Below are 21836 nucleotides of genomic sequence, written 5' to 3' on the forward strand. Positions count from 1 at the left end.
TCAAGGTCCGTTCGGCATCTCGCCGTGCCTTTTATTATATCTCGCTGCCTTCTTTTTGTCAACCCCTTTTTCTCCCCTCTCGGTTCGAAATCTGGGGCCTACTCCTCGAAAACCGCACTCCTGTGCGCTTCCCTCGCGGACAGCTTTTGTATAATACCACAGCATGCAACCGCCTGTCAACCGCTTTTTCGAGAGTTTTCAAAAAAACTTTTCAGCTTGTCCCTAGAGTATTTTTTGACAGGTCAAAGCCCGGTCTCTCCCCTCAATTTATACCGGATGTAGAGTCCGGTCGAAGGGTGTCGACCCGACCTTGTCTGGCCCATTTAATAGGAAGACAAATGCAGATGGGTGGGGCGGATCGCTGTGACACGGGGAAAGTCTGCCCCCGATTGGCCAAAAATATGCACCCCCTTTTCCCTTTTGCAAAAAATGTTGGGACAAAGGGCGGCGGACTTCACCCACTTTTCACAAAGGAATGGGAGCAAATTCATTGCCGAATGGGGGCAATTCGTATATAATGAGAAAGTGTATTCGGTGCGGTGGGGAGCCATTTCCCGCCGGCCGGTCCGCTGGCACAGCCGGGCAGAGACAAGGCGCCCCGGCGGCGGCAGGGCCGCAAACCACTCTATCAATACGGCCGGATGGGCGACCGCCCGGCCAGGAAAGGCGCGGTTATCAAGATGATAGAAGTCAAAAACCTCGTGAAGCAGTACGGCAGCAAGCGCGCTGTGGACGACATCAGCTTCACCATCAACAAGGGGGAGATCCTGGGCTTTTTGGGGCCCAACGGTGCCGGCAAATCCACCACCATGAACATGATCACCGGCTACCTCTCCTCCACCTCGGGGACCGTCCTCATCGACGGCCACGACATCCTGGAGGAGCCGCTGGAGGCGAAGAAGCACATCGGCTATCTGCCCGAGCTGCCGCCGCTCTACCTGGACATGACGGTGAAGGAGTACCTGGGCTTTGTCTACGAGCTGAAAAAGTGCACCCTGCCCCGGGAGCAGCACCTGGCGGAGATCTGCCGCACGGTGAAGATCGAGCACGTCTACGGGCGGCTGATCAAAAACCTCTCCAAGGGCTACAAGCAGCGCGTGGGGGTGGCCGGCGCCCTGGTGGGGGCCCCCGACGTGCTGATTTTGGACGAGCCCACCGTGGGCCTTGACCCCCAGCAGATCATCGACATTCGCAACCTGATCAAAGACCTGGGGAAAAAGCACACCGTCATCCTCTCCTCCCACATCCTGCCGGAGGTGCAGGCCATCTGCGAACGGGTGATCGTCATCAACAAGGGCAAGCTGGTTGCCGACGACACGCCGGACAACCTCTCCCGCAGCCTGGCGGGCAACACCAAGCTGCAGGCGCGGATCGTCGGCCCCCAGAGCGAAGTGGTGGCCGCTGTCAGCGCCATGGACGGGGTGGCCCGGGTCCTGCCGCTGGGCGAAAAGACCGACGGCTCGGTGGAGTACACCATTGAGCCCGAGGAGGGCAAGGACGTGCGCGCCGGCCTCTTCGATCTGCTGAGCAAACAGGGCTGGCAGATGCTGGGCCTGAAGGGGAGCGAGATGTCCCTGGAGGACATCTTCCTGCACCTGATCCAGGACGACGCCCAGACCTCGAAAGAGGAGAAGAGCGAGGGCAAGAAGCGGCGCTTCTCCTTCGGCCGGAAGAAAAAAGAGACAGACGGAGGGGATGAGGAGTAATGAAAGCGATTTTCAAGCGGGAGTTCCGCGCCTATTTCACCTCGACCATCGGCTACATCTACCTGGCGGCCTTCTTCGCCTTTTCCGGCTTCCTCTTTTACAGCAACAACATCGCCGAAAAGACCACCAGCATGTACTCGCTGTTCACCTACCTCTTCAACGCAAACTTTGTCCTGGTGCCCATCCTCACCATGCGGATGTACAGCGAGGACAAAAAGCAGAAGACCGACCAGCTGCTGCTGACCTCCCCCGTGACCCTGGGAGGGCTGGTGGGGGGCAAGTTCCTCTCGGCCTTCAGCATGTACATGTGCGGCGGGGTGGTGACCCTGCTCTACGCCCTGGTGATGTCGGGCTACTCGGCCGTGCCGTGGGGGACCATCCTCACCTCCTTCCTGGGCTTTGCCCTGGCGGGGGCGGCGCTGATCGCCATCGGCGGCTTCATCTCGGCTTTGACGGAAAACCAGATCGTGGCGGTCATCATCAGCTTTATTTTCAACTTCTTCTACATCCTCTACTTCGACACCCTGGCCAAGGCGATCACTGTGACCCCCATCAGCAAGGCCATGCTGGGCCTTTCCATCACCCAGTACTACGCCAACTTCACCATCGGCCTCATCGACCTGCCGTCGGTGCTGTTTATGCTGACCCTGACCGGCCTGTTCATATTCTTCACCATTCGGATTATCGACAAGCGCCGCTGGAGCTGATAGGAGATGCAACCAATGAAGAAAAGCAAGAAATTTCGATACGGCAGCTTTGCCACCCTGCTCACCCTGGGCGTATTGGTCATCGCCATTGCGGTGAACGTGGCGGTGAACCTGTTGGGCCAGCGCGTCACCCTGCGGCTGGACACCACCGCCTCCTCCGCCTTCAACATCAGCGAAGAGGTGGACGAGCTGCTGGCAAACCTCGACCAGCCGGTGACCATCTACGTGCTCAACGACGAGGCCAACTTTGTGGCCGGCGGCACCGGCAACTCGGCCGCCAAAGACCCCAGCTTCACCCAGGCCAACGAGGTCTTTAAGTACTTTGCCAACGCCAACGACCAGATTACCCTGCAGTACGTCAACATGGTGCGCGACCCCAACTTCCAGTCGCAGTTCAGCGACCTGACCTTGCAGCAAAACGACGTGCTGGTGGTCAGCGGCGACCGGAAGATGCAGATCAGCTCGGTGGACCTTTTCAACACCCAGGTGGTGGCCAACAGCTACCTGCGGATCCTCTCCTCCAAGGCGGAGAACGCCCTGGCCTCGGCCATCCTGGTGGTCACCTCCGAAAACACCACCAAGGTCTCGCTGCTCACCGGGCACAACGAGTACGACGCCACCAGCGTCACCGAACTGCTGGGGCAGAACAACTACACGGTGAAGAGCCAGAACATCGGCACCGAGTCCATCGACCCCGAGGCCGACGCAGTCATCATCTACGGCCCCTCCACCGACTACTCGCCGGAGGAGATCGAAAAGCTGGACGCCTTTTTGCAAAACGGCGGGCAGTACGGCAAGACCGCCTTCTACTTTGCATCCAACGACCAGCCCGAACTGCCCAACCTGGAGGCCTTTTTGGAGGAGTGGGGCATCATCGTCGAGCCGGGCGTGGCCTTTGAAAACGGCAGCAACTTCATCATTCAGGACCAGTTCAATGCCGTCAACGTCCTCAACAGCGACTCGGTCTACACCGAGAACTGCCTCAACAAGGGCAAGGTGCCCTATATCCCCTACTGCCGGCCCCTGACCGCCGCCTTCAAAAACAGCGGCAGCCGCTCCACCACCATGCTGATCCGGATGTCTGCCGACTCGGGGATCATCCCGCCGGACGCGGACAAGAACGCCTCGATCACCGACTTTGTCACCGGCTACGTGCCCATCATGCTGCTGGGCCAGAACAAAGTCGAGGTGGGCGGCGAGCAGAAGGCCTCCAACGTGGTGGTCTGCGGCAGCGTCTACTACGGCGCCAGCGAAATCATCCAGAACTCGGCCTTTGCCAACGCCGACTTTCTGGTGGAGTTGACCGGCACCCTCACCGGGCGGGACAGCCAGGTCATCATCGCCCCCAAGGACATGGCGGCCAAATACCTGGACATCGCCTCGGACGGGGCCAGCTTCATGCGCATCCTCTTCATCGGGGTGCTGCCGGTCGGCTGCCTGGCGGTGGGCGCCTTTGTCTTCCTTCGCAGGAGGCACCTGTAAATGAACAAACGCCAAAAGAAAACCCTGTTGATCCTGGGCGGGGTGGTGCTGCTGGCGGCGGTGCTGGTGTGCGCCCTGCTCCTCTGGCCCAAAGAGGGCGACGAGGAGGGGAGCAAGATCACCATCCCCTTGAGCCAGCGCACCACCGACCAGGTGCAGAAAATCACGGTGGAAAACGAGCTGGGCAGCTACACCTTTGAGCGCACCGGCACCGAGGAGTGGACCGTTCCCCTGCTGCGGGACAGCGGGGTGCCCATCGACCGGACCGACCTGACCAACTGCGCCCGCTATGCGGCCGAGCTCTCGGCCGAGACCCTGGTGGCCGAGGACCTGGAAAAGGCCGCCGAGTTCGGGCTGGACGATCCCACTGCCTTTGCCACCATCGAATACACCGACGGCGGCAAGCTGGAGTTGGAGTTCGGCGATCCCTACACCGGGAACAACGGCTACTACTTCAAACTCAAAGGGGAGAACACCATCTACGGCATCAGCCTGGCGCCGGTCTCCTTTTTGACCGGGTCGGTCCTGGACTTTGCCGACCTCTACCTCTCCCCCTTTGACGACACCTCCAGCGACAACGTCACCAGCTTCCGCTTCACCAACAAAAACGGCGCCTTTGCGGTGGACAACATCGGCGACCAGAACGTCATCGACGGCTACGGCACCTACTACAAGTACCAGATGACCTCGCCGGTCACCGCCTACGTGGACCCGGAGTACTTCCACGAGACCTTTGCCGACTTGATGCGGATCCAGGCCTCTTCGGCCAAAATCCTGAACCCCACCGAAGGGCAGCTGGCCGACGCCGGGCTGGACGACCCCATCTCCACCATCGAACTGGGGGAGGGCGAGGACTTCACCCGCATCCTCATCGGCAAGAAGGACGGCGACGGCTACTACGCCGTGAAGGAGGGCATCCCGGTGATCTACCGGATAGCCGACTACGTGGTCACCTGGCTGGACTGCACCCCCTATCAGATGTCCACCAAGGCCCTCTGCGCCCCGTCCATGGATCAGGTGTCGGCGGTGGAGGTCGCCTTTGACGGGGAGAGCTATCGCTTTGACATTGCCGACGCGGCCCAGAACAAAGCCTCCTATGGGGGAAAAGAGCTGAACGCCGCCTCCTTTAAGGACGCCTATAAGCTCTTTTGCAGCCTGCGCAGCGAGTACACCGCCGACGCGCCCGACCGCATCGGCGAGACAGAGGTGCAGATCACCTTCCACCTGAAAGACGGCAGCACCCGCCGGGTGGAGCTGTGCAGCTATGAAAACCGGCGCCTGGCGGTGCGGGTGGACGGCAGAGCCCAGTACGCGGTCCGCAAGGCCGCCGGCGACGCCATGAAAAACGGGGTCAAGGCCCTGATCGCCGGCGAGGCGGTCACCGCCGCTTACTAGAGACCCCCTTCCGGCGACCCCGCCGGAGTATATTCCCCACAAGCCCTGACAAAGGGGCGGCCGCTGTTCGGCATTCTGCCGCCGGCCGCCTCTTTTTTGCGGGCTGCGGGGCTGAGAGCCAGAGAGAAGGGACGGGAGAAGATGGACATCAACCAGAGATTGGGCGCCGAGCTGTCGGTGGCCCCCAAACAGGTGGAGGCGGCTGTCAAGCTCATCGACGACGGCAACACCATCCCCTTTATCGCCCGCTACCGCAAGGAGCAGACCGGGAACCTGGACGACCAACTGCTGCGCCAGTTGGCCGAGCGGCTGCACTACCTGCGGGGGCTGGAGGAGCGCAAGGGGGAGGTGCTGGCCTCCATCGAAAAGGCGGGGGCCCTCACCGGGGAACTGCGCCGGGCGGTGGAGGGGGCCAACACCCTCACCGAGTTGGAGGACCTCTACCGCCCCTATCGGCCCAAGCGGAGGACCCGCGCGTCGATGGCCAAGGAGCGGGGGCTCGCCCCCCTGGCGGACACCCTGCGCAGCGGGAAGCGGCCGGACGGCCGACCCGGCGGCCCCGCCCTGGAAGAGGCGCGGGCCTACTGCACCGGGGAGGAGGGGCTCGCCACCCCCGAAGAGGCCCTGCAGGGGGCCATGGACATCCTGGCGGAGGAGATTTCGGACGACCCGACCATCCGCCGCCGGCTGCGGCAGTTTTTCACCGCGGCGGCCGCCCTCTGCTGCGAGGGGAAGGAGGGCTGCGCCAAGAGCGTCTACAAAAACTACCTGTCCTACCGGGAGCCGGTGCGCGCGGTGGCGGGGCACCGGGTGCTGGCCATCGACCGGGGCGAGAAAGAGGGGTTTTTGAAGGTCTCGCTGGACTTCGACCGGGACAGGGCCCTGGCCATCGCCCAGAGCAAATACCCCGGGGAGCGCCACCCCTACGGCGAGCTTCTCCGCCGGGCCGGGGAGGACGCCTTTGACCGGCTAATCCTGCCCTCCGCCTTCAGGGAGCTGCGGGCCGCCCTCACCGAGACGGCCTGCCAGGGGGCCATCCGGGTCTTTGGGGCCAACCTGAAACAGCTGCTGATGCAGCCCCCGGTGCGGGGCAAAGTGGTGCTGGGGTTGGACCCGGCCTACCGCACCGGCTGCAAGATCGCGGTGGTGGACGCCACCGGCAAGGTGCTGGAGACGGCGGTGGTCTACCCCACCCCGCCCCAGAAGAAGGTGGCCGAGGCGGCCCGCACCCTGCTGGGCCTCATCCGCCGCTACGGGGTGGAGGTCATCTCCATCGGCAACGGCACCGCCTCCAAGGAGTCGGAAGTCTTTGTGGCCGACCTGATCCGGGAGAACGGGCTGGATGTCTCCTACGCGGTGGTGAGCGAGGCGGGGGCCTCGGTCTACTCGGCCTCCCCCCTGGCGGCAAAGGAGTTCCCCCAGTTCGACGTCTCCCTGCGCAGCGCTGTCTCCATCGCCCGGCGGCTACAGGACCCGCTGGCCGAGCTGGTGAAGATCGACCCCGAGTCCATCGGCGTGGGGCAGTACCAGCACGACATGCCCAAAAAGGAGCTGCGCCAGGCCCTGGAAGGGGTGGTGGAGGACTGTGTCAACACCGTGGGGGTGGACCTGAACACCGCCTCCTCCTCCCTGCTGGCACAGGTGTCGGGCATTTCGGCCGCTGTGGCCCAGAACATCGTCGCCCGGCGGGAGGAGCTGGGCCCCTTTGCCGAGCGGCGGGACCTGCTGGCGGTGCCCAAACTGGGGCCCAAGGCCTACAAGCAGGCGGCGGGATTTCTGCGCATCCCCGGCGGCAAAAACCCGCTGGACCAGACCGCCGTCCACCCGGAGAGCTACCCCGCCGCCAAGAAGCTGCTGGCCCTCTGCGGCTACAAACCGGCCCACCTGGCAGGCGGCGGTCTGGAGGGTCTGGGGGAAAAGCTGGCCACCTTTTCGGAGGAGGCGCTGGAGGCGGCCACCGGCGCCGGGTCCTACACCCTAAAAGACATTGCCCAGGAGCTGCAAAAGCCGGGGCGGGACCCCCGGGACGAGCTGCCCCAACCGGTCTTGCGCCAGGATCTGATGGACATCAAAGACCTGAAGCCGGGGATGAAACTCACCGGCACGGTGCGCAACATCGTCGATTTTGGCGCCTTTGTGGACATTGGGGTCCACCAGGACGGGCTGGTGCACATCTCCCGCCTCTCCAAGCGGTTTGTCAAACACCCGCTGGACGTGGTGAAGGTGGGGGACGTGGTCACCGTTTGGGTGCTGGAGGTGGACACCGGCCGGGGGCGGATTTCCCTGACCATGCTGGAACCCTGACGGCAGGGGTCGAAAATTCACCCAAAGCGCTTGACAGGCGGCGCAAACTCCCGTTTAATGGGGGTAGAGAGATTTAGGGCAGGCAGAGGCCCCCTCTGTCATCACCTGAAGAGAGTCTATTCTTTTTAGGAGGAACAGCCAATGGAAACCAACAAGAGACTGATGCAGGACCCCGACTGGTGGCGCAGCGCCACCGTCTACCAGATCTACCCCCGCAGCTTCTTCGACTCGGACGGAGACGGCGAGGGCGATCTGGCGGGCATCTCCCAAAAGCTCGATTACATCAAGAGCCTGGGGGTGGACGTGGTCTGGTCCTGCCCCTACTTTGTGAGCCCCAAGGCGGACAACGGCTACGACGTTGCCGACTACCGGGCCATCGACCCGGCCTTTGGCACCATGGAGCAGTGGCAGGAGATGGTGGACGGCATCCACGCCCGGGGGATGCGCTTTGTGATGGACTTTGTGGGCAACCACACCAGCGACGAGCACCCCTGGTTCGAGGCGGCCCGCCAGTCCAAAGACAGCCCCTACCACGACTACTACATCTTCCGGGAGGGGAAAAACGGGGCCGAGCCCTCCAACTGGGCCTCGGTCTTCGGCGGCAGCATCTGGGAGTACAACCAGCCCACCGGCGAGTACTACCTGCACACCTTTGCCGTCAAACAGCCCGACCTCAACTGGGAGAACCCCAAGGTGGTGGACGAGGTGGTGGACATCCTCAAGTTCTGGGTGGACAGAGGGGTGGACGGCTTTCGGCTGGACGCCATCAACTACCTCTACAAGGAGCCGGACTTCCCCGACGTGGAGCCGATGCCCGGCAGCAAGTACGGCTTTGCCAACCAGCACTACGCCAACAAGCCCCGGGTCAACGAGCACTTCCGCGACCTGAACGAGCGGGTGTTCGGCAAGTACGGGATGATGACGGTGGCCGAGGTGGCCTACGTAGACATGGAGACCGCCCGCCAGTACTGCGGACCCGACCGGCGGGAGCTGAACATGCTCTACCTCTTCGACCTGCTCAACATCGACCAGGAGGGCTTTGACAAGTTTTCCCCCAAGCCGCTGGACCTGCCCCTCTTTAAAAAGACGGCGCTGGAGTGGCAGCAGGGGCTGCACGGCCAGGGCTGGCAGGCCCTCTTCATGGACAACCACGACCAGCCCCGGGCCGTCTCCCGCTTTGGGGACGACGGGGTCTACTGGAAGGAATCGGCCAAGATGCTGGCCAACTGCTTCTACATGATGCAGGGCACCCCCTACATCTTCCAGGGCGACGAGATCGGGATGACCAACGTCCACTACGACAGCGTGGAGAAGTTCCGGGACGTGGAGGTCTTCAACACCTACGAGGAGCGCAAGGCCGCCGGCGAGAGCGACGAGGCCCTGCTGAAGGTCTTCTGCGACCGGGCGCGGGACAACGGCCGCACCCCCATGCAGTGGGACGACAGCGAGAACGCCGGCTTCACCGCCGGCACCCCCTGGATCGAGGTCAACGACAACTACCGCAAAATCAACGTGGCCAGCCAGGAGGGGGACCCGGACTCGATCCTCAACTTCTACCGGGAGCTGATTGCCAAGCGCAAACAGTGGGACGTGATCGCCTACGGGGACATGGAGCTCTACCACCCCGACTGCGACAAGACCTTCGGCTACATCCGCCGGTTTGAGAACCAGGCCCTCTTCTGCCTCTCCAACTTCACCGGGGAGGAGATCGAGTTTCACCTGCCGGAGGAGTTCTTGAGTGACCGCACCTCGGTGCTGCTGCAAAACTACCCCGGGCTGGTGATCGCCCCGGTCATCACCCTGCGCCCCTATGAGTCCTTTACCCTGGTAAAAGAGGACTAAGCCCCTTTTCCGAACACAAAAAGCCCCCCTTCCGCCGCGGCGGGAGGGGGGCTTTTTCTCTTTTACATGGGGTGGGCGGGGGGAAGGCCCTCCAGCCCCACCGCCAGGTCGGACTGCCCGGCCTGGATGGCGTTGTAGATGCTGCGCAGCTCCTCCAGTATCTCGGTGTGGGAGAACTCCTTGCGGTGCACCATGTTGATCTTGCGGGCCATGCTGGCGTTCTCGATGGGGACCACCGCCAGCCGGCCGCTGCGCTCCTCCTCTACACAGGCGCTGTGGCCGATGACCGAGACCCCCAGGTTGAGGGCCACCAGCTCTTTGATGGTGGCAACGTTGTCGATTTGGATGATGACGTTGAAGTTTTGGATGCTCTCAAAGTGGCCTTGGAGATAGCTCTCGAAGAGGCGGCGGGTGCCGGCGCTCTGGGAGCGGAGGATGAACTTCTCGCTCTTGAGCTCTTCCAGGCCGACGCTGCTGCGCTGGGCAAACCGGTGCTGGGGGGAGACCACCAGGCAGAGGTAGTCGGTGTCCAGCAGCACCGACACAAAGGAGGGGCCGTAGATGTCCCCCTCGATGATGGCGATGTCGGCGGCAAAGGTGTGCAGCATATTATCAATTGTATTTATGGTGTCGGTAATGATATTAATGTGCATGTTGGGGTGGCGGTTGCAGTAGGTGGCAATGACCTGGGGCAACAGATTCTCCCCCACGGTGGGGGTGATGGCGATGGTCAGGTGTTTGATGTTTTTGCGGCTGTCTTTGAGCGCCTGGTCGGCTGCAGCAGAGACAGCCCAGGCGCGGCGGGCGTATTTCTCCAAAATCAGCCCTTCCGGCGTCAAAACCAACTTTTTTTTGTTTTTGTAGAAGATTTGAATGCCGTATTTCTGTTCCAACATCTGAATGTGATGGCTGACAGCCGGCTGGGTCAGGGCCAGCTTTTTGGCGGCAGCGGTGTAGCTGCCCTCGTCGATGACCCGCAGCAGGGTGATGATTTTGGTGTCGAGCACGGCGGATGTCCCCCTCTCTCTGGCGATCGAGCGATCTATTATCAATTGTATTTATATGACCTACACAAAATATAATTTGATATTATCACACTTTCGACATATAATCAACGTACAGAGATGAATTGTAAAATTCATGTAAAGTTTTTGTCTTCTGGGGCCCTGTGCTGGGGCCGATGAACAGACCGGGCCGCTGTGCCCGGTCTGCCCTGCTTTATTCGCCGCCTCTCTGGCGCCTTTTATACAACCCCACCTCAACCCTCTTATAAAAGGAGATGTGTCCCATGCTGGAAAACCTGCTGCAAACCAATCCCGCCGCCGCCATCGTGCTGACCTTGGCGGTCATCCTCTTTGCCGGCTTCGCCTTTACCCGGCTCACCAAGCGGTTGCACCTGCCCAACGTCACCGGCTACATTCTGGCCGGCGTGCTGCTGGGCCCCTACGTGCTGGGGATAGTGCCCGCCGAGATGGTCACCCGGATGGACTTTGTCACCGACGTGGCCCTGTCCTTTATCGCCTTTGACGTGGGGCGCTACTTCAAGCTCGCCGCCCTGAAAAAGAGCGGCGCCCAGGTGCTCATCGTCACCGTCTTTGAGTCCCTGATCGCCGGGGTGGTCATCACCCTGACCATGATCTTCCTCTTTCACCTGTCCATTCCCTTCTCCCTGCTGCTGGGGGCCATCGGCTGTGCCACAGCGCCGGCCTCCACCATCATGACCATCAAGCAGTACAAGGCCAAAGGCGAGTTCGTCAACATGATCTTGCAGGTGGTGGCCCTGGACGACGCAGTGGCCCTTATCGCCTTCAGCATCTGCGCGGCCCTGGCCCAGAACATGGAGGGGGGCAGCCTGGACTGGTCGGTGCTGATCCTGCCGGTGATCTTCAACCTGGTGGCCATCGCCATGGGCTCCCTCAGCGGTTTTATCCTCAACATCTTCATCAGCGATCGGCGCTCCAACTACCACCGGCTGGTGCTGGTGACCGGGTTTATCCTGGGGCTCTCCGGCCTCTGCATGCTGCTGGGGGTCTCTCCCCTGCTGACCTGCATGGCCATGGGGATGGTCTACGTCAACGTCAGCCACAGCAAAAAGCTCTTTAAGCAGGTCGGCGGTTTTACCCCGCCCATCCTGCTGATGTTCTTCGTCCTCTCCGGGCTGCGGCTCAACGTGCCCTCCCTGGCCACCGCCGGGGTGATCGGGGTGGTCTACTTCTTTGTCCGCATCTTCGGCAAGTACCTGGGCGCCTGGCTGGGCGCCAAAATCGGCCGCTCTTCCGACGACATCCGCAAATACCTGGGGCTGGCCCTGGTGCCCCAGGCGGGGGTCTCCATCGGCCTGGCCGTCCTCGGTCAGCGGATGCTGCCGCCCGACATGGGCACTATGCTCTCCACCATCATCCTCTCCTCCGGGGTGATGTACGAGATGGTGGGTCCGGCCTGCGCCAAGCTCTCGCTGCACCTGAGTCACTCCATCCCCGAGGGGGAGACCCCGCTGGAAGAGGGAGCGCCTGCGCCCACCAGTCCCTGGGCCCAGCGCCGGGCCGCCCGGCTGCAAAAGCGGGCCCAGCGGGCAGAGGCCGCCCGGCTGCGGGCGGAGGAAAAGGCCGCCGCCCTGCGGCTGAAGGCCCAGCTCCAGTGGGAGGCCGCCCACCTGGGAGAGGAGCCGCTGCCCCTGGCCAACACGCCCGAAACGCCGCTTGTCCCCCTGCCGCCCGCCGGCAAGGAGAAGGAGAAGAAAAAGGCCAAGGGCAAAACCCCCGCCCACGCCTAAAGGGGCGGGGCTCCCCTCTCGGCATTCCCGCGTTTGCAGCGGTCAGCGCCACAGCCCACCCGCCGCCAAAAACAGACCTCCCCCAAAACAGGGGGTCAAAAGCCCGCCACAAGGCAGACTTTTGACCCCCTGTTTTTTGTCATTCACCGATAAAGGGGCTTCCCCCTTTAGTGCCTTGTCCTGGCGCTCTCCTCTGCGGCGATCAAAAATGGGACAGCTCCAAAGAGGCCTCCGCGCAGCAGGGCGTTGCGATGGGAAAGCACCGCGGCAGGGCGCACCGTCGCGCCCACAAGCAGCGTTTCACTGCCCCTGCAAGTTTTTTGAATCGGCGCGCAGAGGCGGACCTTCTCTATCGCTCCCGCCGGAGGACCGCAGTGACGGTCGTCCCCCTGCCCTCGGCGCTCTGGATGTCCACCCGGCCGCCGTAGAGGGCGCAGATGTGCTTGACGATGGCCAGCCCTAGGCCGGTCCCCCCCACCTTTTTGTTTCGGTCCTTCTCCACCCGGTAAAACCGCTCGAACACCCGGCTCAGGTGGGCGGCGGGGATGCCGACACCGGTGTCCTCCACGGCAATCTGCACCTCTTCGGGCAGGGCGGTGAGCAGCACCCGCACCGAGCCACCGGGGCGGTTGTACTTGACGGCATTGTCGCAGAGGTTGCCGATCAGGTCCTCCATGTCCTTTTTGGAGCCCCAGAGCCGCAGGTCGTCGCCCCGACTGGCCATTTCCAGGGAAATGCCCTGCCGATCGGCCACCGGCTGCAGCCGCTCCATCACCTCGCCGGCCACCGCCTCCAGGTCCACCAGTTCGTTGCGGGGCACCTCCCCCTCCTCGTAGCGGGAGATTTTGAGGATGTCGCCGATGAGCTCGGCCATCCGCCCGGTCTCCTTTTCGATGTTGTGGAGATAGCGCTGGCGGGTCTCCTCCTCGGTGACCATCCCGCTCTGCAGCAGCTGGGCAAACCCGCCGATGGAGGTGATGGGGGTCTTGAGCTCGTGGGAGGCGTTTTGGAAGAACTCGCTGCGCATCTGCTGGCGGCGGCGCTCCTCGGTCACGTCCCGCAGCACCACAATGGCGCCCTGTCCCCCCTCGATCCAGTCGGCCTGTACCGGGAGGACGCTGCAAAGCAGGGCCTTTTCCCCCTCTCGGTCGTCCAGGTCAAAGGCAGAGCCGAGGGATTCGGGCCCCTCCACCGCCGCCAACACCGCGTCGATGAGGGCCTTGTTGGTGGTCAGGTGGGAGATGGTCTGCCCCGCCACCCGGCCCGGCGGCACCTGCAAAAAGGCGGCCGCCGCCCGGTTGACGGTGATGACCCGGGTGTCTTTGTCCAGGGCCAGCAGCCCCTCCTGCACATTGTCCAGCAAAAAGAGGGTCTTCTGCCGCTCTCCCCGCAGGTCTTTCAGGGTGTAGTCGATGTTCTCCGAAAGGGTGTTGATGCTGACCACCAGGGAGGCCAGCTCGTCGCAGTCGGGCAGGGGGAGGCGGCTGTAATCGCCGTTGTCGATATTTTGCAGCCCCTCCACGATCTCCTCCACCGGGCGGGCAATCTTCTTGGCCACCACCTTGGCCCCCAGGGCGGAGAAGAGGACGGCGGCGAGGATGCTGATGACCGCCGCCGGGAGGATGCTGACAAAGGCCTGGTTGAGACTTCTCACCCGCACCGAGGCGCGGTAGATATAGCCGTTGTCCGCCTGGACCGCCACATAGCGCAAACGGCCCTTCAGGGTGTCCGACCAGCGTTCGGAGACGCCGACGCCGCTCTTCTTGGCCTCGGCGATCTCCTCGCGGTCGCCGTGGTTTTCCATGGTGGCCGGGTCCTCGTGGGAGTCCCCCACCACCCGGCCGCTCTGGTCGACAATGGTCAGCCGGGCGCCGTCGTAGTTGCTGGAAAAGGTCCTCGCCGCCCGGTTGAAGTCCTCGGTGGAGGTCTGCCCCTGGGCGTTTTCGGAGAGCGCCCGCAGTCCGCTGACCACCGAGGCCACTTGCTCGTCCTTTCTCTCCCGCTGCAAAATCGCCACCGACACCGCTGAGCAGAGGAGGATGGCCACCGTGCAGAGGAGGAGGGTCTTGCGAAAGATCTCTTTTTTCATCGGCTTTCCTCTCCCTCTCGCCGTCTCTCTCGATTGCAGGTCCTATTCGGCAATGAACTTGTAGCCCACCGAGCGGACCGTCTTGATATACTTGGGGTTTTCCGCCGTGTCCCCCAGCTTTTGGCGCAGGGAGCGGATGTGCATGTCCAGGGTGCGGGTCTCGCCGATGTAGTCGTACCCCCAGACCCGGTTGAGGATCTCCTCCCGGGGGAGGGCGATGCCGGCGTTTTTCATCAGCAGGGCCAGGAGTTTGAACTCCTTGTTGGTGAGTTCCACCTCCCGCTCGCCCTGGCGCACCTCCACCCGGCCGGTGTCCAGCCGCAGGTCCGCCGCGCAGAGCACCTCCGGCCCCTCTTGGGGCCCGCCGCTGCGGCGGAGGACGGCCTTTACCCGGGAGGAGAGCTCGAGGATGCCAAAGGGCTTGGTGATGTAGTCGTCGGCCCCCAGATCCAACCCCCGCACCTTGTCAATCTCGGCGTCCTTGGCGGTCACCAAAATCACCGGCACCCGGGCGGTGAGGCCGTGCTCCCGCAGCTCCTTCAGGGTCTCCAGCCCGTCTTTGACCGGCATCATGATGTCGAGGATGACCAGGTCGGGGACGGTCCCCTCCCGCTGGATCTGGTTTAAAAGGGCCTCGCCGTCGGGAAACTCAAAGGCGTCAAAGCCAAAGCTCTCCAGGGTGCACCGGATCAGTTCGCGAATGCCGCCGTCGTCCTCCGCAATGTAGATGCGCTGTTTCAAAATCAGGCCTCTCCTTTCCCCTTCGCACCCGTGGCCGGGCGCGCTACCTCTCTTCGTTTAGCTCCTCGGACTGGTGAACGCCGGTGACCAGGTACTCGACCCACTCGCAGACGTTGACCGCGTGGTCGCCGATGCGCTCCATGTATTTGGCCACCATCAGCACGTCGATGGCCTGGTCGGCCGCCTCGCCGGCGGCGCCGCTGCGCAACAGCCCGATGAGCTCGTCCTTCACCCGGCCGAAGAGGGCGTCCATCTCGTCGTCCCGCCGGATGGTGGCCTGGGCGGCGGCCAGGTCCTGGCGGACAAAGGCGGAGATGCTGCTCTCCACCATTTCCCGGGCCACCCGCTCCATGGCGGGGATGTGCCCCACCATCCCAATCAGCTCCTGACCGGTAAAGCGGTGGCTCAAGTTGGCGATGTCGGCCGCCTGGTCGGCGATCCGCTCCAGGTCGGTAATCATCTTGAGGGCCGCAAAGACGCTGCGAAAGTCCCGCGCCACCGGCTGCTGGCGCATCAGCAGCCGCAGACAGGTCCGCTCGATCTGTTGCTCCATGTCATCGATGGCCTTGTCGCCGGCCACCACCCGCTCCGCCAGGTCGCCGTCTCGCTCCATGAGGGCGCGGATCCCCTCCTCGATGGCCTTCTGTACCATCCCGCCCATCTGCACCAGATCCAGGTGCAGGGCTTCCAGCTGTCTGTCAAAATTGCTTCGCGTCGTCAATCTGGGCTCTCCTCCTTCTCAGTATACCGAAACGGGCGTTCCACCGCAATCGCTGCGGCCACTTTTTGGGGCGCGGCCATCATCCAAAGCGGCCGGTGATGTACTCCTCGGTTTTTTTGTCCCGCGGCATGGAAAAAATCTGCTCGGTCTCGCCGTACTCCACCATCTCCCCCAGCAGGAAAAAGGCGGTACGGTCGGAGATGCGACTGGCCTGCTGCATGTTGTGGGTGACAATCACCACCGTATACCGCTCTTTGAGGCTGCTCATCAGCTCCTCGATCTTCATGGTGGAGATGGGGTCGAGGGCCGAGGTGGGCTCATCCATCAGCAGGATGCCGGGCTGCACCGCCAGGGCGCGGGCGATACACAGCCGCTGCTGCTGCCCGCCCGAGAGCCCCATGGCCGACTTTTTGACCCGGTCCTTCACCTCGTCCCAGAGGGCCGCGCCCCGCAGGCTCTCCTCCACAATGGCGTCGAGCTGGCGGCGGCCCTTGATCCCGTGGCAGCGGGGGCCGTAGGCGATGTTGTCGTAGATGCTCATGGGAAAGGGGTTGGGTTTTTGAAAGACCATCCCCACCGCCTTGCGCAGCAGGGTCACGTCCACCCGAGGGTCGTAGATGTTCTGCCCGCCGATGCACACCTCGCCGGTGATCTTCACCCCGTCCACCAGGTCGTTCATCCGGTTGAGGGTCTTTAAAAAGGTCGATTTGCCGCAGCCGGAGGGGCCGATAAAGGCGGTGATCTCGTTGGGGTAGATGTCCATATTGACGTTTTTCAGGGCCTGGCTCTCCCCGTAGTAGAGGTTTAGGTCCCTGACCGAAATGCCGCCCAGCTCGCCGGTGCGCGCTGCCTCATTGCTCATGCTTTTTCCCGCCTTTCTCGTCTGCCGGACACCCCGGCTGGCCAAACTCCGCTTTGCCCCCCAGCGGGGCCGCTCCCGTCAACTCTTCTTCTCCCTTCTGCCCGCGCCGCCCAAAACCATGGTGAGGGCGTTGATGGCAAGCACCAGCAAAACCAGGATGGAGGCGATGGCAAAGGCCAGGTCGGCGCTCTCCCCCCGCCCCATGGCATAGGTGTAAAGGGCCACGGTGAGGGTGCCGCCGGAGGAGGCCAGCTGGCTGAAGAGCCCGCCGGTGAGCTTGTCGCCAATGCCGGCGGTGAAGATCAGGGCCGCCGACTCCCCCACGATCCGCCCCACGCTCAAGATGATGGAGCTGATGATGCCGGCCTTGGCCGTGGGCAGCAAAACCGTCTTGATGGTGTGCCACTTGGTGGCCCCCAGGCCGATGGCCCCCTCGTGAAAGCTGTCGGGCACCGCCTTGAGCGCCTCCTGCGTGGTGCGGATGACGGTGGGCAGCAGCATGATCATCAGGGTGAGGGCGCCGGCAATGATGGAGGTCTGCAGTTTGAGCACTGTGACAAAGAACATCAGGCCAAAGAGGCCGTAGATGATGGAGGGGATGCCGGCCAGGGTCTCCACCGTGAACTCGATGAGGCGCACCACCCGGCCGCTCCGAGCGTACTCGTTGAGGTAGATGGCCGCGCCGATGCCCACCGGAACTGAGAAAAGCAGGCTGGTGGCGATCATCAGCAGGGTGTTGACGATGTTGGGGAGGATGCCGATGGTCCCCTTGAGGACGCTGGGAGAGGAGGTGAGAAACTCCCAGCTGATGGAGGGGAGCCCCCGCGCGAAGATATAGCCCACCATTGCCACTACCAGGGCCGCGGTGGAAAAGGCACAGAGGTAGATGACCCCCTGGAGGAGGTGTTCGCCGACGCGGCGCCGGCGCCTGGTCAAGTCTCTCATCACCGCTCCTCCTTGCTGTCTGATTTGATGATGCGGTTGAGGACAATGTTGATTGCCATAATAAAGACAAACAGCACCAGCCCAATGCCGAAGAGCGCCTCCCGGTGCAGGCCGCCGGCATACCCCATCTCCATGGCGATGCCGGTGGTCAGCAGCCGCACGCTCTGAAAGAGGGCGGGCATGTTGACGGCGTTCCCCGCCACCATGATCACCGCCATGGTCTCCCCCACCGCCCGGCCGATGCCCAGGACGATCCCCGCCGCGACCCCTGATTTGGCCGCCGGCAGCACCACCTTAAAGATGGTGCGCACCCGGGTGGTACCCATGGCGAGGGATGCCTCCCGGTACTCCTTGGGGACCGCGCGCAGGGCATTTTCGCTGATGGAGACGATGGTGGGCAGGATCATGACCGCCAGCACCAAAATGGCCGAGAAGAGGGAGGATCCGGAGGGCAGCCCGAACACCTTGGCCACCGCCGGCACCACCGCGATCATCCCCACCAAGCCGTAGACCACCGAGGGGATGCCGGCCAGCAAACTCACCATGGCCCGCAGCACCGAGGCTGTTTTTCCCCGGGCGAATTCCGCCAGGTAGATGGCGGTGAACAGCCCGATGGGCACCCCGATGAGCACCGCCCCCCCGGTCGCCAGCACAGAGGAGAGGATCATGGGGAGGATGCCGAAAGAGGGGTCTTTGGTGGTGGCGGTGGGGAACCACTCGGTGCCAAAGAGGAACTCGCCCACCCCGATTTTGCCGATGCCGGGGGCCCCCAGCGCCACCATGTAGACGGTGATCAGGACCACCGCCACCACCGACAGGCAGCCGCACACTTTAAAGATGCCGCTCATCAGCGACTCGGTCGCCCGCTGTCTGATTGCCCTGCGTCCGGTCAGGGGGGCCGACGCCCCTTCCGGCCGACTGGTCTTTGCGCTCGCCATCGCTCTTTCTCCTTTGCCGTCTCACGTGTCGCCACCCCCTCCCTTTTCAACCGCAAAATACGGACCTCTGTGCCGCGGGCAGTTGCCGGGCGAGTCCGCATTCTGCATTTGGAGGGGCTATGGGATTGTGGCTGTTGAACCTTTTTCGCGGTTTGGGGGACCCTACTTGATGGAGATCAGCTTCAGGTGGGTGACGACCTCCTGGCCCTCATCGCTGACGGCCCAGGCCAAAAAGTCTTTGGTGGCCTGCGAGGCGTTGGGGCTGGACACCATCACAAAGGGGCGCTTGAGGGAGTAGCTGCCGGACTTGGCATTCTCTTCGGTGGGCTCGGCCCCGTCGATTTTCAGCCCTTTGACGGTGTTGTCCAGGGCGGACATGGACACATAGCCGATGGCGCCGGCGGTGGAAGACACCTTGGTTTTGACCGCGCCGGTCTCGTTGAGCTCCTCGGCGTACTTGCAGGCGTCTTCAATGCCCAGCAGCTCTTCAAAGGCGCCCCGGGTGCCGGAGCCGGCCTCACGGCCCATCACCACGATGGCCGCGTCCTCGCCGCCCACCTCTTTCCAGTTGGTGATCTCGCCGGTGAAAACTTTTTTCAGCTGGTCGGCGCTCAAGTTCTCGACCTTGTTCTGGGCGTTGGCGATGACAGCGATGCCGTCGATGGCCACCACCGTCTCGGTCAGGCCCTTGGCCTTCTCGTCGTCCTTGAGGTCGCGGGAGACATTGCCGATGTCGGAAACGCCCTCCGCCACATTCTTAAAGCCGACGGAGGAACCGCCCACCTCAACGGTGATGGTGGCGCCGGTCTTCTCGCCGTAGGCCTCCGAAAAGCCCTTGGCCAATTCCTCCATCGAGGTGGAGCCGGACATCTTGATGGTCTTGGGGGTGCTGTCTGCAGAGCTGCCGCCCTGGTCTCCGGCGTCGCTGCCGCACCCGGCAAAAGCAGTCAGGGCGATGGCGGCCACCGCCAACAGCGCAATGATTTTTTTCATGGTCTCTCTCCTCACTTCTCACGTCATATCTGGTTTCTTTCTATGGCTCTATTGTAAATCGGCGCAGGGGCGGCCAACACCCCGTTTGGGTAAAGGGTTTGTAAAAGCCGGGTAAAGCAGCTATCCTGCACGCCCTCCCGTCACCGCCAGTTTACCCCGCCTTGACAGACGCCATTCCCTTTCCCCTGTCAAGCCCTGCCGAACAGGGAAAAAAGGGCCGCTTTCCCCCGCGGGTCTCGCCCCCCTTCGCTTTGATAAAGGCGAAAAAATGTGGTAAACTAATACAATATAAAACGGCGTCGCCGCCGCTGGAAAAGAGGTGCCCCGTGAAGAAAACGCCCCCCAAAGAGAGGATCCCCTCGGGCTACGAGCGCCCGTCTCTCTCCTCCCTGCTCATCTACTACATCCGCATCCTGCTGCTGGGCTTTGCCTATATGGTGCTGGTGCACCTCTTCCTCTCCCCCGGCGGTCTGCTCTACCGCATTGCCGTCTGGGTCTGGGCGGTCTCCTTTGCCCTGCTGTGGCTGCTCTATTTTCCCATCAAGTACTGGAAGCACCGCTACAAGTTGGAGGGGGACTCCCTCTATGTGGCCAGCGGGGTGATCTACACCCGCTTCCACCACATCCGCCTCCCCCTCATTCAGCTGGTGTCGGTGACCCGCTCCCCCCTGCAGTACCTCTTCGGGGTGGCCACCCTCTGCGTCTGCACCGCTGGCACCCGCACCTATGTCTGCAACATCCCCTCGGCCAAGGCAGCCATGCTGGCCAGCCTCCTCTCCCCCGCCCCCGGCGAGGGAAGCGGCGGCCTGGCCGGGGGCAAGGGGGGAGCGATTTGAAACACCACACCCACCCCATCACCGTCTTTCAGAACATGGGCAGCTTCCTCTTTCTCCTCATCATCCCCCTGGCCCGCGGCGCCCTCTCCTTTGGCGCCTCCTTCTCCGAGTGGCTGTCGGGCGCCTGGGTGGACATCCTGGCCCTCTGCGCCATCATCGGGATGGCGGTATTGCGCTGGTACTGCATCTACTACTACTTCACCCCGGAGGCCATCCACATCAGCGAGGGGATCTTCGCCAAACACACCGTCTCCCTCCCCTTTTCCCGGCTGACCTCCCTCTACCTGGAGGAGCCCTTTTGGTACAAACCCTTTGGCGCGGTCACCCTGCGGCTGGACACCGACGCCGGTTCCGCCCGCTCCCACGACGCCACCCTCACCCTCAAAAAGCGGGCCGCTGTGGAGCTGTTGGGGGCGACCGGCGTCCGCCAGCGGCTGGAGGACGTGAGCCACCGCCAGATTTTTATGTGCCGCAACTTCTACGTGGTCATCCTCTCCCTCATCACCACCAACTACTTCGCCGGGGTGCTGTTCTGCTCCACCTTCATCTCCAAGCTGGGCGACATCCTCGGCCAGCAGATCGCCGACGTGCTCTACGGCACCCTGGCCCATGTGGCCCAGCTGGTGGCGGTGGGCATCCCCCCGGTGGCCCTCTTCATCGCCACCCTGCTGGCCATCGGCTGGGGAGTCAGCTTCCTGCGAAACCTGACCCGCTACTACAACTTCTGCATCACCCGCTCCCAGCACCGGCTCTTCATCACCGGCGGGGTGCTGGTGGGCAGAGAGTACACGGTCGCCTTTGACAAGATCCACTTCATCGACATCCGCCAGACCCTCTTCACCCGCATTGCCCAATTCTATTCGGTCTACATCAAGTGCGCGGGCTACGGCAAGAGCGACGGGCTGCTGCCGGTGCTCATCCCCTCGGCGCGCAAGAGCACCCTATTCGGCTACCTGGAGCGGCTGGTGCCCGAATTTGTGGTCACCCCCCGCACCATCAAGCCCAACTTGCTCTCCATCTTCAAATTCATCATCGACCCCCTGGGCTTTTTGGTGGCGGTGCCGGTCTTTTACTTTGTGACCGGCTGGCTGCTGCCCAGTTGGCACGACCTGATCTCCTTTGTCTCTCTCATGTCCCTGGTGCCCATCTTCTGGTTTCTGGGGGTGCGCATCTGCGACTTCTGCACCACCGGCATCTCCGAAAAAAACGGCTATTACACCCTGCGCTACTCCCAGGGGTTCACCCTCCACACCGTGGTGGTCCACCGGGACAAAATCTGCGATGTCTGTTGCCGGCAGAGCATCCTGCAGATGGGGGACGACGCCTGCGACCTCTTCCTCTACACCTATGGCGAGGGGGTCACCCGCCACCACCTGAAGAATCTCCCCCGGCGCGAGGTCTGTGCCCTCTTCGGTCTAAACCCCGAAAAGAGCCACTCCTTCAACCCCTCCCATCTCTTCGCAAAGTATAATTGATTCCCTGTATTCCCCAATGTTTATAAC

At 62.8% G+C, this 21836-nt stretch carries 17 protein-coding genes; 9 read left to right on the forward strand and 8 right to left on the reverse strand.

The window, feature by feature from the left end; translation table 11 throughout:
• Positions 1-680: 680 nt before the first annotated feature.
• The 6 genes from KQI11_RS12360 (at position 681) to KQI11_RS12385 (ending at position 9436) form a co-directional block, all read left to right on the forward strand.
• On the forward strand, positions 681-1706 hold the full coding sequence (locus KQI11_RS12360) for an ABC transporter ATP-binding protein (RefSeq protein ID WP_073261035.1): 1026 nt from the start codon (positions 681-683) through the stop codon (positions 1704-1706).
• Positions 1706-2413 carry an ABC transporter permease gene (locus KQI11_RS12365; RefSeq protein ID WP_021660029.1) on the forward strand — a complete coding sequence of 236 codons (708 nt, stop codon included), beginning with the start codon at positions 1706-1708 and terminating at the stop codon, positions 2411-2413. The genes KQI11_RS12360 and KQI11_RS12365 overlap by 1 nt, the downstream gene beginning before the upstream one ends.
• Before the next feature lie 15 nt (positions 2414-2428).
• Positions 2429-3895, forward strand: coding sequence for a GldG family protein (locus tag KQI11_RS12370; protein ID WP_216402338.1), 1467 nt, complete (start codon positions 2429-2431; stop codon positions 3893-3895).
• Positions 3896-5290, forward strand: coding sequence for a DUF4340 domain-containing protein (locus tag KQI11_RS12375; RefSeq protein ID WP_216402339.1), 1395 nt, complete (start codon positions 3896-3898; stop codon positions 5288-5290).
• A gap of 141 nt (positions 5291-5431) precedes the next feature.
• Positions 5432-7594 (forward strand): Tex family protein, encoded by a 2163-nt coding sequence (locus KQI11_RS12380; protein ID WP_216402340.1) that lies wholly within the window; start codon positions 5432-5434, stop codon positions 7592-7594.
• Positions 7595-7735: 141 nt separating this feature from the next.
• Positions 7736-9436 carry a glycoside hydrolase family 13 protein gene (locus KQI11_RS12385; protein ID WP_256135494.1) on the forward strand — a complete coding sequence of 567 codons (1701 nt, stop codon included), beginning with the start codon at positions 7736-7738 and terminating at the stop codon, positions 9434-9436.
• 62 nt (positions 9437-9498) lie between these two features.
• On the opposite strand, the gene KQI11_RS12390 is transcribed toward KQI11_RS12385, so the two are convergent.
• Complete coding sequence (locus tag KQI11_RS12390) at positions 9499-10443, reverse strand: LysR substrate-binding domain-containing protein (RefSeq protein ID WP_185916781.1); 945 nt, start codon at positions 10441-10443, stop codon at positions 9499-9501.
• Between the two features lie 281 nt (positions 10444-10724).
• Here KQI11_RS12390 and KQI11_RS12395 point away from each other — a divergent pair, with 281 nt between their 5' ends.
• On the forward strand, positions 10725-12209 hold the full coding sequence (locus KQI11_RS12395; protein WP_216402341.1) for a cation:proton antiporter domain-containing protein: 1485 nt from the start codon (positions 10725-10727) through the stop codon (positions 12207-12209).
• A gap of 349 nt (positions 12210-12558) precedes the next feature.
• On the opposite strand, the gene KQI11_RS12400 is transcribed toward KQI11_RS12395, so the two are convergent.
• From KQI11_RS12400 to KQI11_RS12430, 7 genes are all read right to left on the reverse strand, one after another.
• On the reverse strand, positions 12559-14298 hold the full coding sequence (locus KQI11_RS12400) for a HAMP domain-containing sensor histidine kinase (RefSeq protein WP_216402342.1): 1740 nt from the start codon (positions 14296-14298) through the stop codon (positions 12559-12561).
• Between the two features lie 42 nt (positions 14299-14340).
• Positions 14341-15039, reverse strand: a complete 699-nt coding sequence (locus KQI11_RS12405) for a response regulator transcription factor (protein ID WP_216402343.1) — start codon at positions 15037-15039, stop codon at positions 14341-14343.
• Between the two features lie 43 nt (positions 15040-15082).
• Positions 15083-15760 carry a phosphate signaling complex protein PhoU gene (phoU, locus tag KQI11_RS12410; protein ID WP_216402344.1) on the reverse strand — a complete coding sequence of 226 codons (678 nt, stop codon included), beginning with the start codon at positions 15758-15760 and terminating at the stop codon, positions 15083-15085.
• A 79-nt stretch (positions 15761-15839) separates the two neighbouring features.
• Positions 15840-16622, reverse strand: coding sequence for a phosphate ABC transporter ATP-binding protein PstB (gene pstB, locus KQI11_RS12415; RefSeq protein WP_216402345.1), 783 nt, complete (start codon positions 16620-16622; stop codon positions 15840-15842).
• Positions 16623-16700: 78 nt separating this feature from the next.
• Positions 16701-17567: a phosphate ABC transporter permease PstA gene (gene pstA, locus KQI11_RS12420; RefSeq protein WP_216402346.1), complete on the reverse strand. Its 867-nt coding sequence runs from the start codon at positions 17565-17567 to the stop codon at positions 16701-16703.
• A complete protein-coding gene (gene pstC / locus KQI11_RS12425) occupies positions 17567-18505 on the reverse strand; it encodes a phosphate ABC transporter permease subunit PstC (protein ID WP_216402347.1) in 939 nt (312 codons plus the stop codon). Before pstC ends, pstA begins: the two co-directional genes overlap by 1 nt.
• 162 nt (positions 18506-18667) lie before the next feature.
• On the reverse strand, positions 18668-19498 hold the full coding sequence (locus KQI11_RS12430) for a phosphate ABC transporter substrate-binding protein (protein ID WP_216402348.1): 831 nt from the start codon (positions 19496-19498) through the stop codon (positions 18668-18670).
• A 326-nt stretch (positions 19499-19824) separates the two neighbouring features.
• Between KQI11_RS12430 and KQI11_RS12435 the strand changes: the two genes are divergently transcribed.
• Entirely contained in the window at positions 19825-20334 is a 510-nt protein-coding gene (locus tag KQI11_RS12435) for a PH domain-containing protein (protein WP_216402349.1), read from the forward strand.
• Positions 20331-21809, forward strand: coding sequence for a PH domain-containing protein (locus KQI11_RS12440; RefSeq protein WP_216402350.1), 1479 nt, complete (start codon positions 20331-20333; stop codon positions 21807-21809). Before KQI11_RS12435 ends, KQI11_RS12440 begins: the two co-directional genes overlap by 4 nt.
• Positions 21810-21836 lie beyond the last annotated feature (27 nt).

Source organism: Acetanaerobacterium sp. MSJ-12 (assembly GCF_018917875.1).
Lineage (GTDB): Bacteria > Bacillota > Clostridia > Oscillospirales > Ruminococcaceae > Bittarella > Bittarella massiliensis.

Excerpts from the sequence above, each read along its gene's own strand:
- KQI11_RS12360 (WP_073261035.1), top strand. The coding sequence starts at position 681 with ATGATAGAAGTCAAAAACCTCGTGAAGCAGTACGGCAGCAAGCGCGCT.
- KQI11_RS12365 (WP_021660029.1), top strand. The coding sequence starts at position 1,706 with ATGAAAGCGATTTTCAAGCGGGAGTTCCGCGCCTATTTCACCTCGACC.
- KQI11_RS12370 (WP_216402338.1), top strand. The coding sequence starts at position 2,429 with ATGAAGAAAAGCAAGAAATTTCGATACGGCAGCTTTGCCACCCTGCTC.
- KQI11_RS12375 (WP_216402339.1), top strand. The coding sequence starts at position 3,896 with ATGAACAAACGCCAAAAGAAAACCCTGTTGATCCTGGGCGGGGTGGTG.
- KQI11_RS12380 (WP_216402340.1), top strand. The coding sequence starts at position 5,432 with ATGGACATCAACCAGAGATTGGGCGCCGAGCTGTCGGTGGCCCCCAAA.
- KQI11_RS12385 (WP_256135494.1), top strand. The coding sequence starts at position 7,736 with ATGGAAACCAACAAGAGACTGATGCAGGACCCCGACTGGTGGCGCAGC.
- KQI11_RS12395 (WP_216402341.1), top strand. The coding sequence starts at position 10,725 with ATGCTGGAAAACCTGCTGCAAACCAATCCCGCCGCCGCCATCGTGCTG.
- KQI11_RS12400 (WP_216402342.1), bottom strand. The coding sequence starts at position 14,298 with ATGAAAAAAGAGATCTTTCGCAAGACCCTCCTCCTCTGCACGGTGGCC.
- pstB (WP_216402345.1), bottom strand. The coding sequence starts at position 16,622 with ATGAGCAATGAGGCAGCGCGCACCGGCGAGCTGGGCGGCATTTCGGTC.
- pstA (WP_216402346.1), bottom strand. The coding sequence starts at position 17,567 with ATGAGAGACTTGACCAGGCGCCGGCGCCGCGTCGGCGAACACCTCCTC.
- pstC (WP_216402347.1), bottom strand. The coding sequence starts at position 18,505 with ATGGCGAGCGCAAAGACCAGTCGGCCGGAAGGGGCGTCGGCCCCCCTG.
- KQI11_RS12430 (WP_216402348.1), bottom strand. The coding sequence starts at position 19,498 with ATGAAAAAAATCATTGCGCTGTTGGCGGTGGCCGCCATCGCCCTGACT.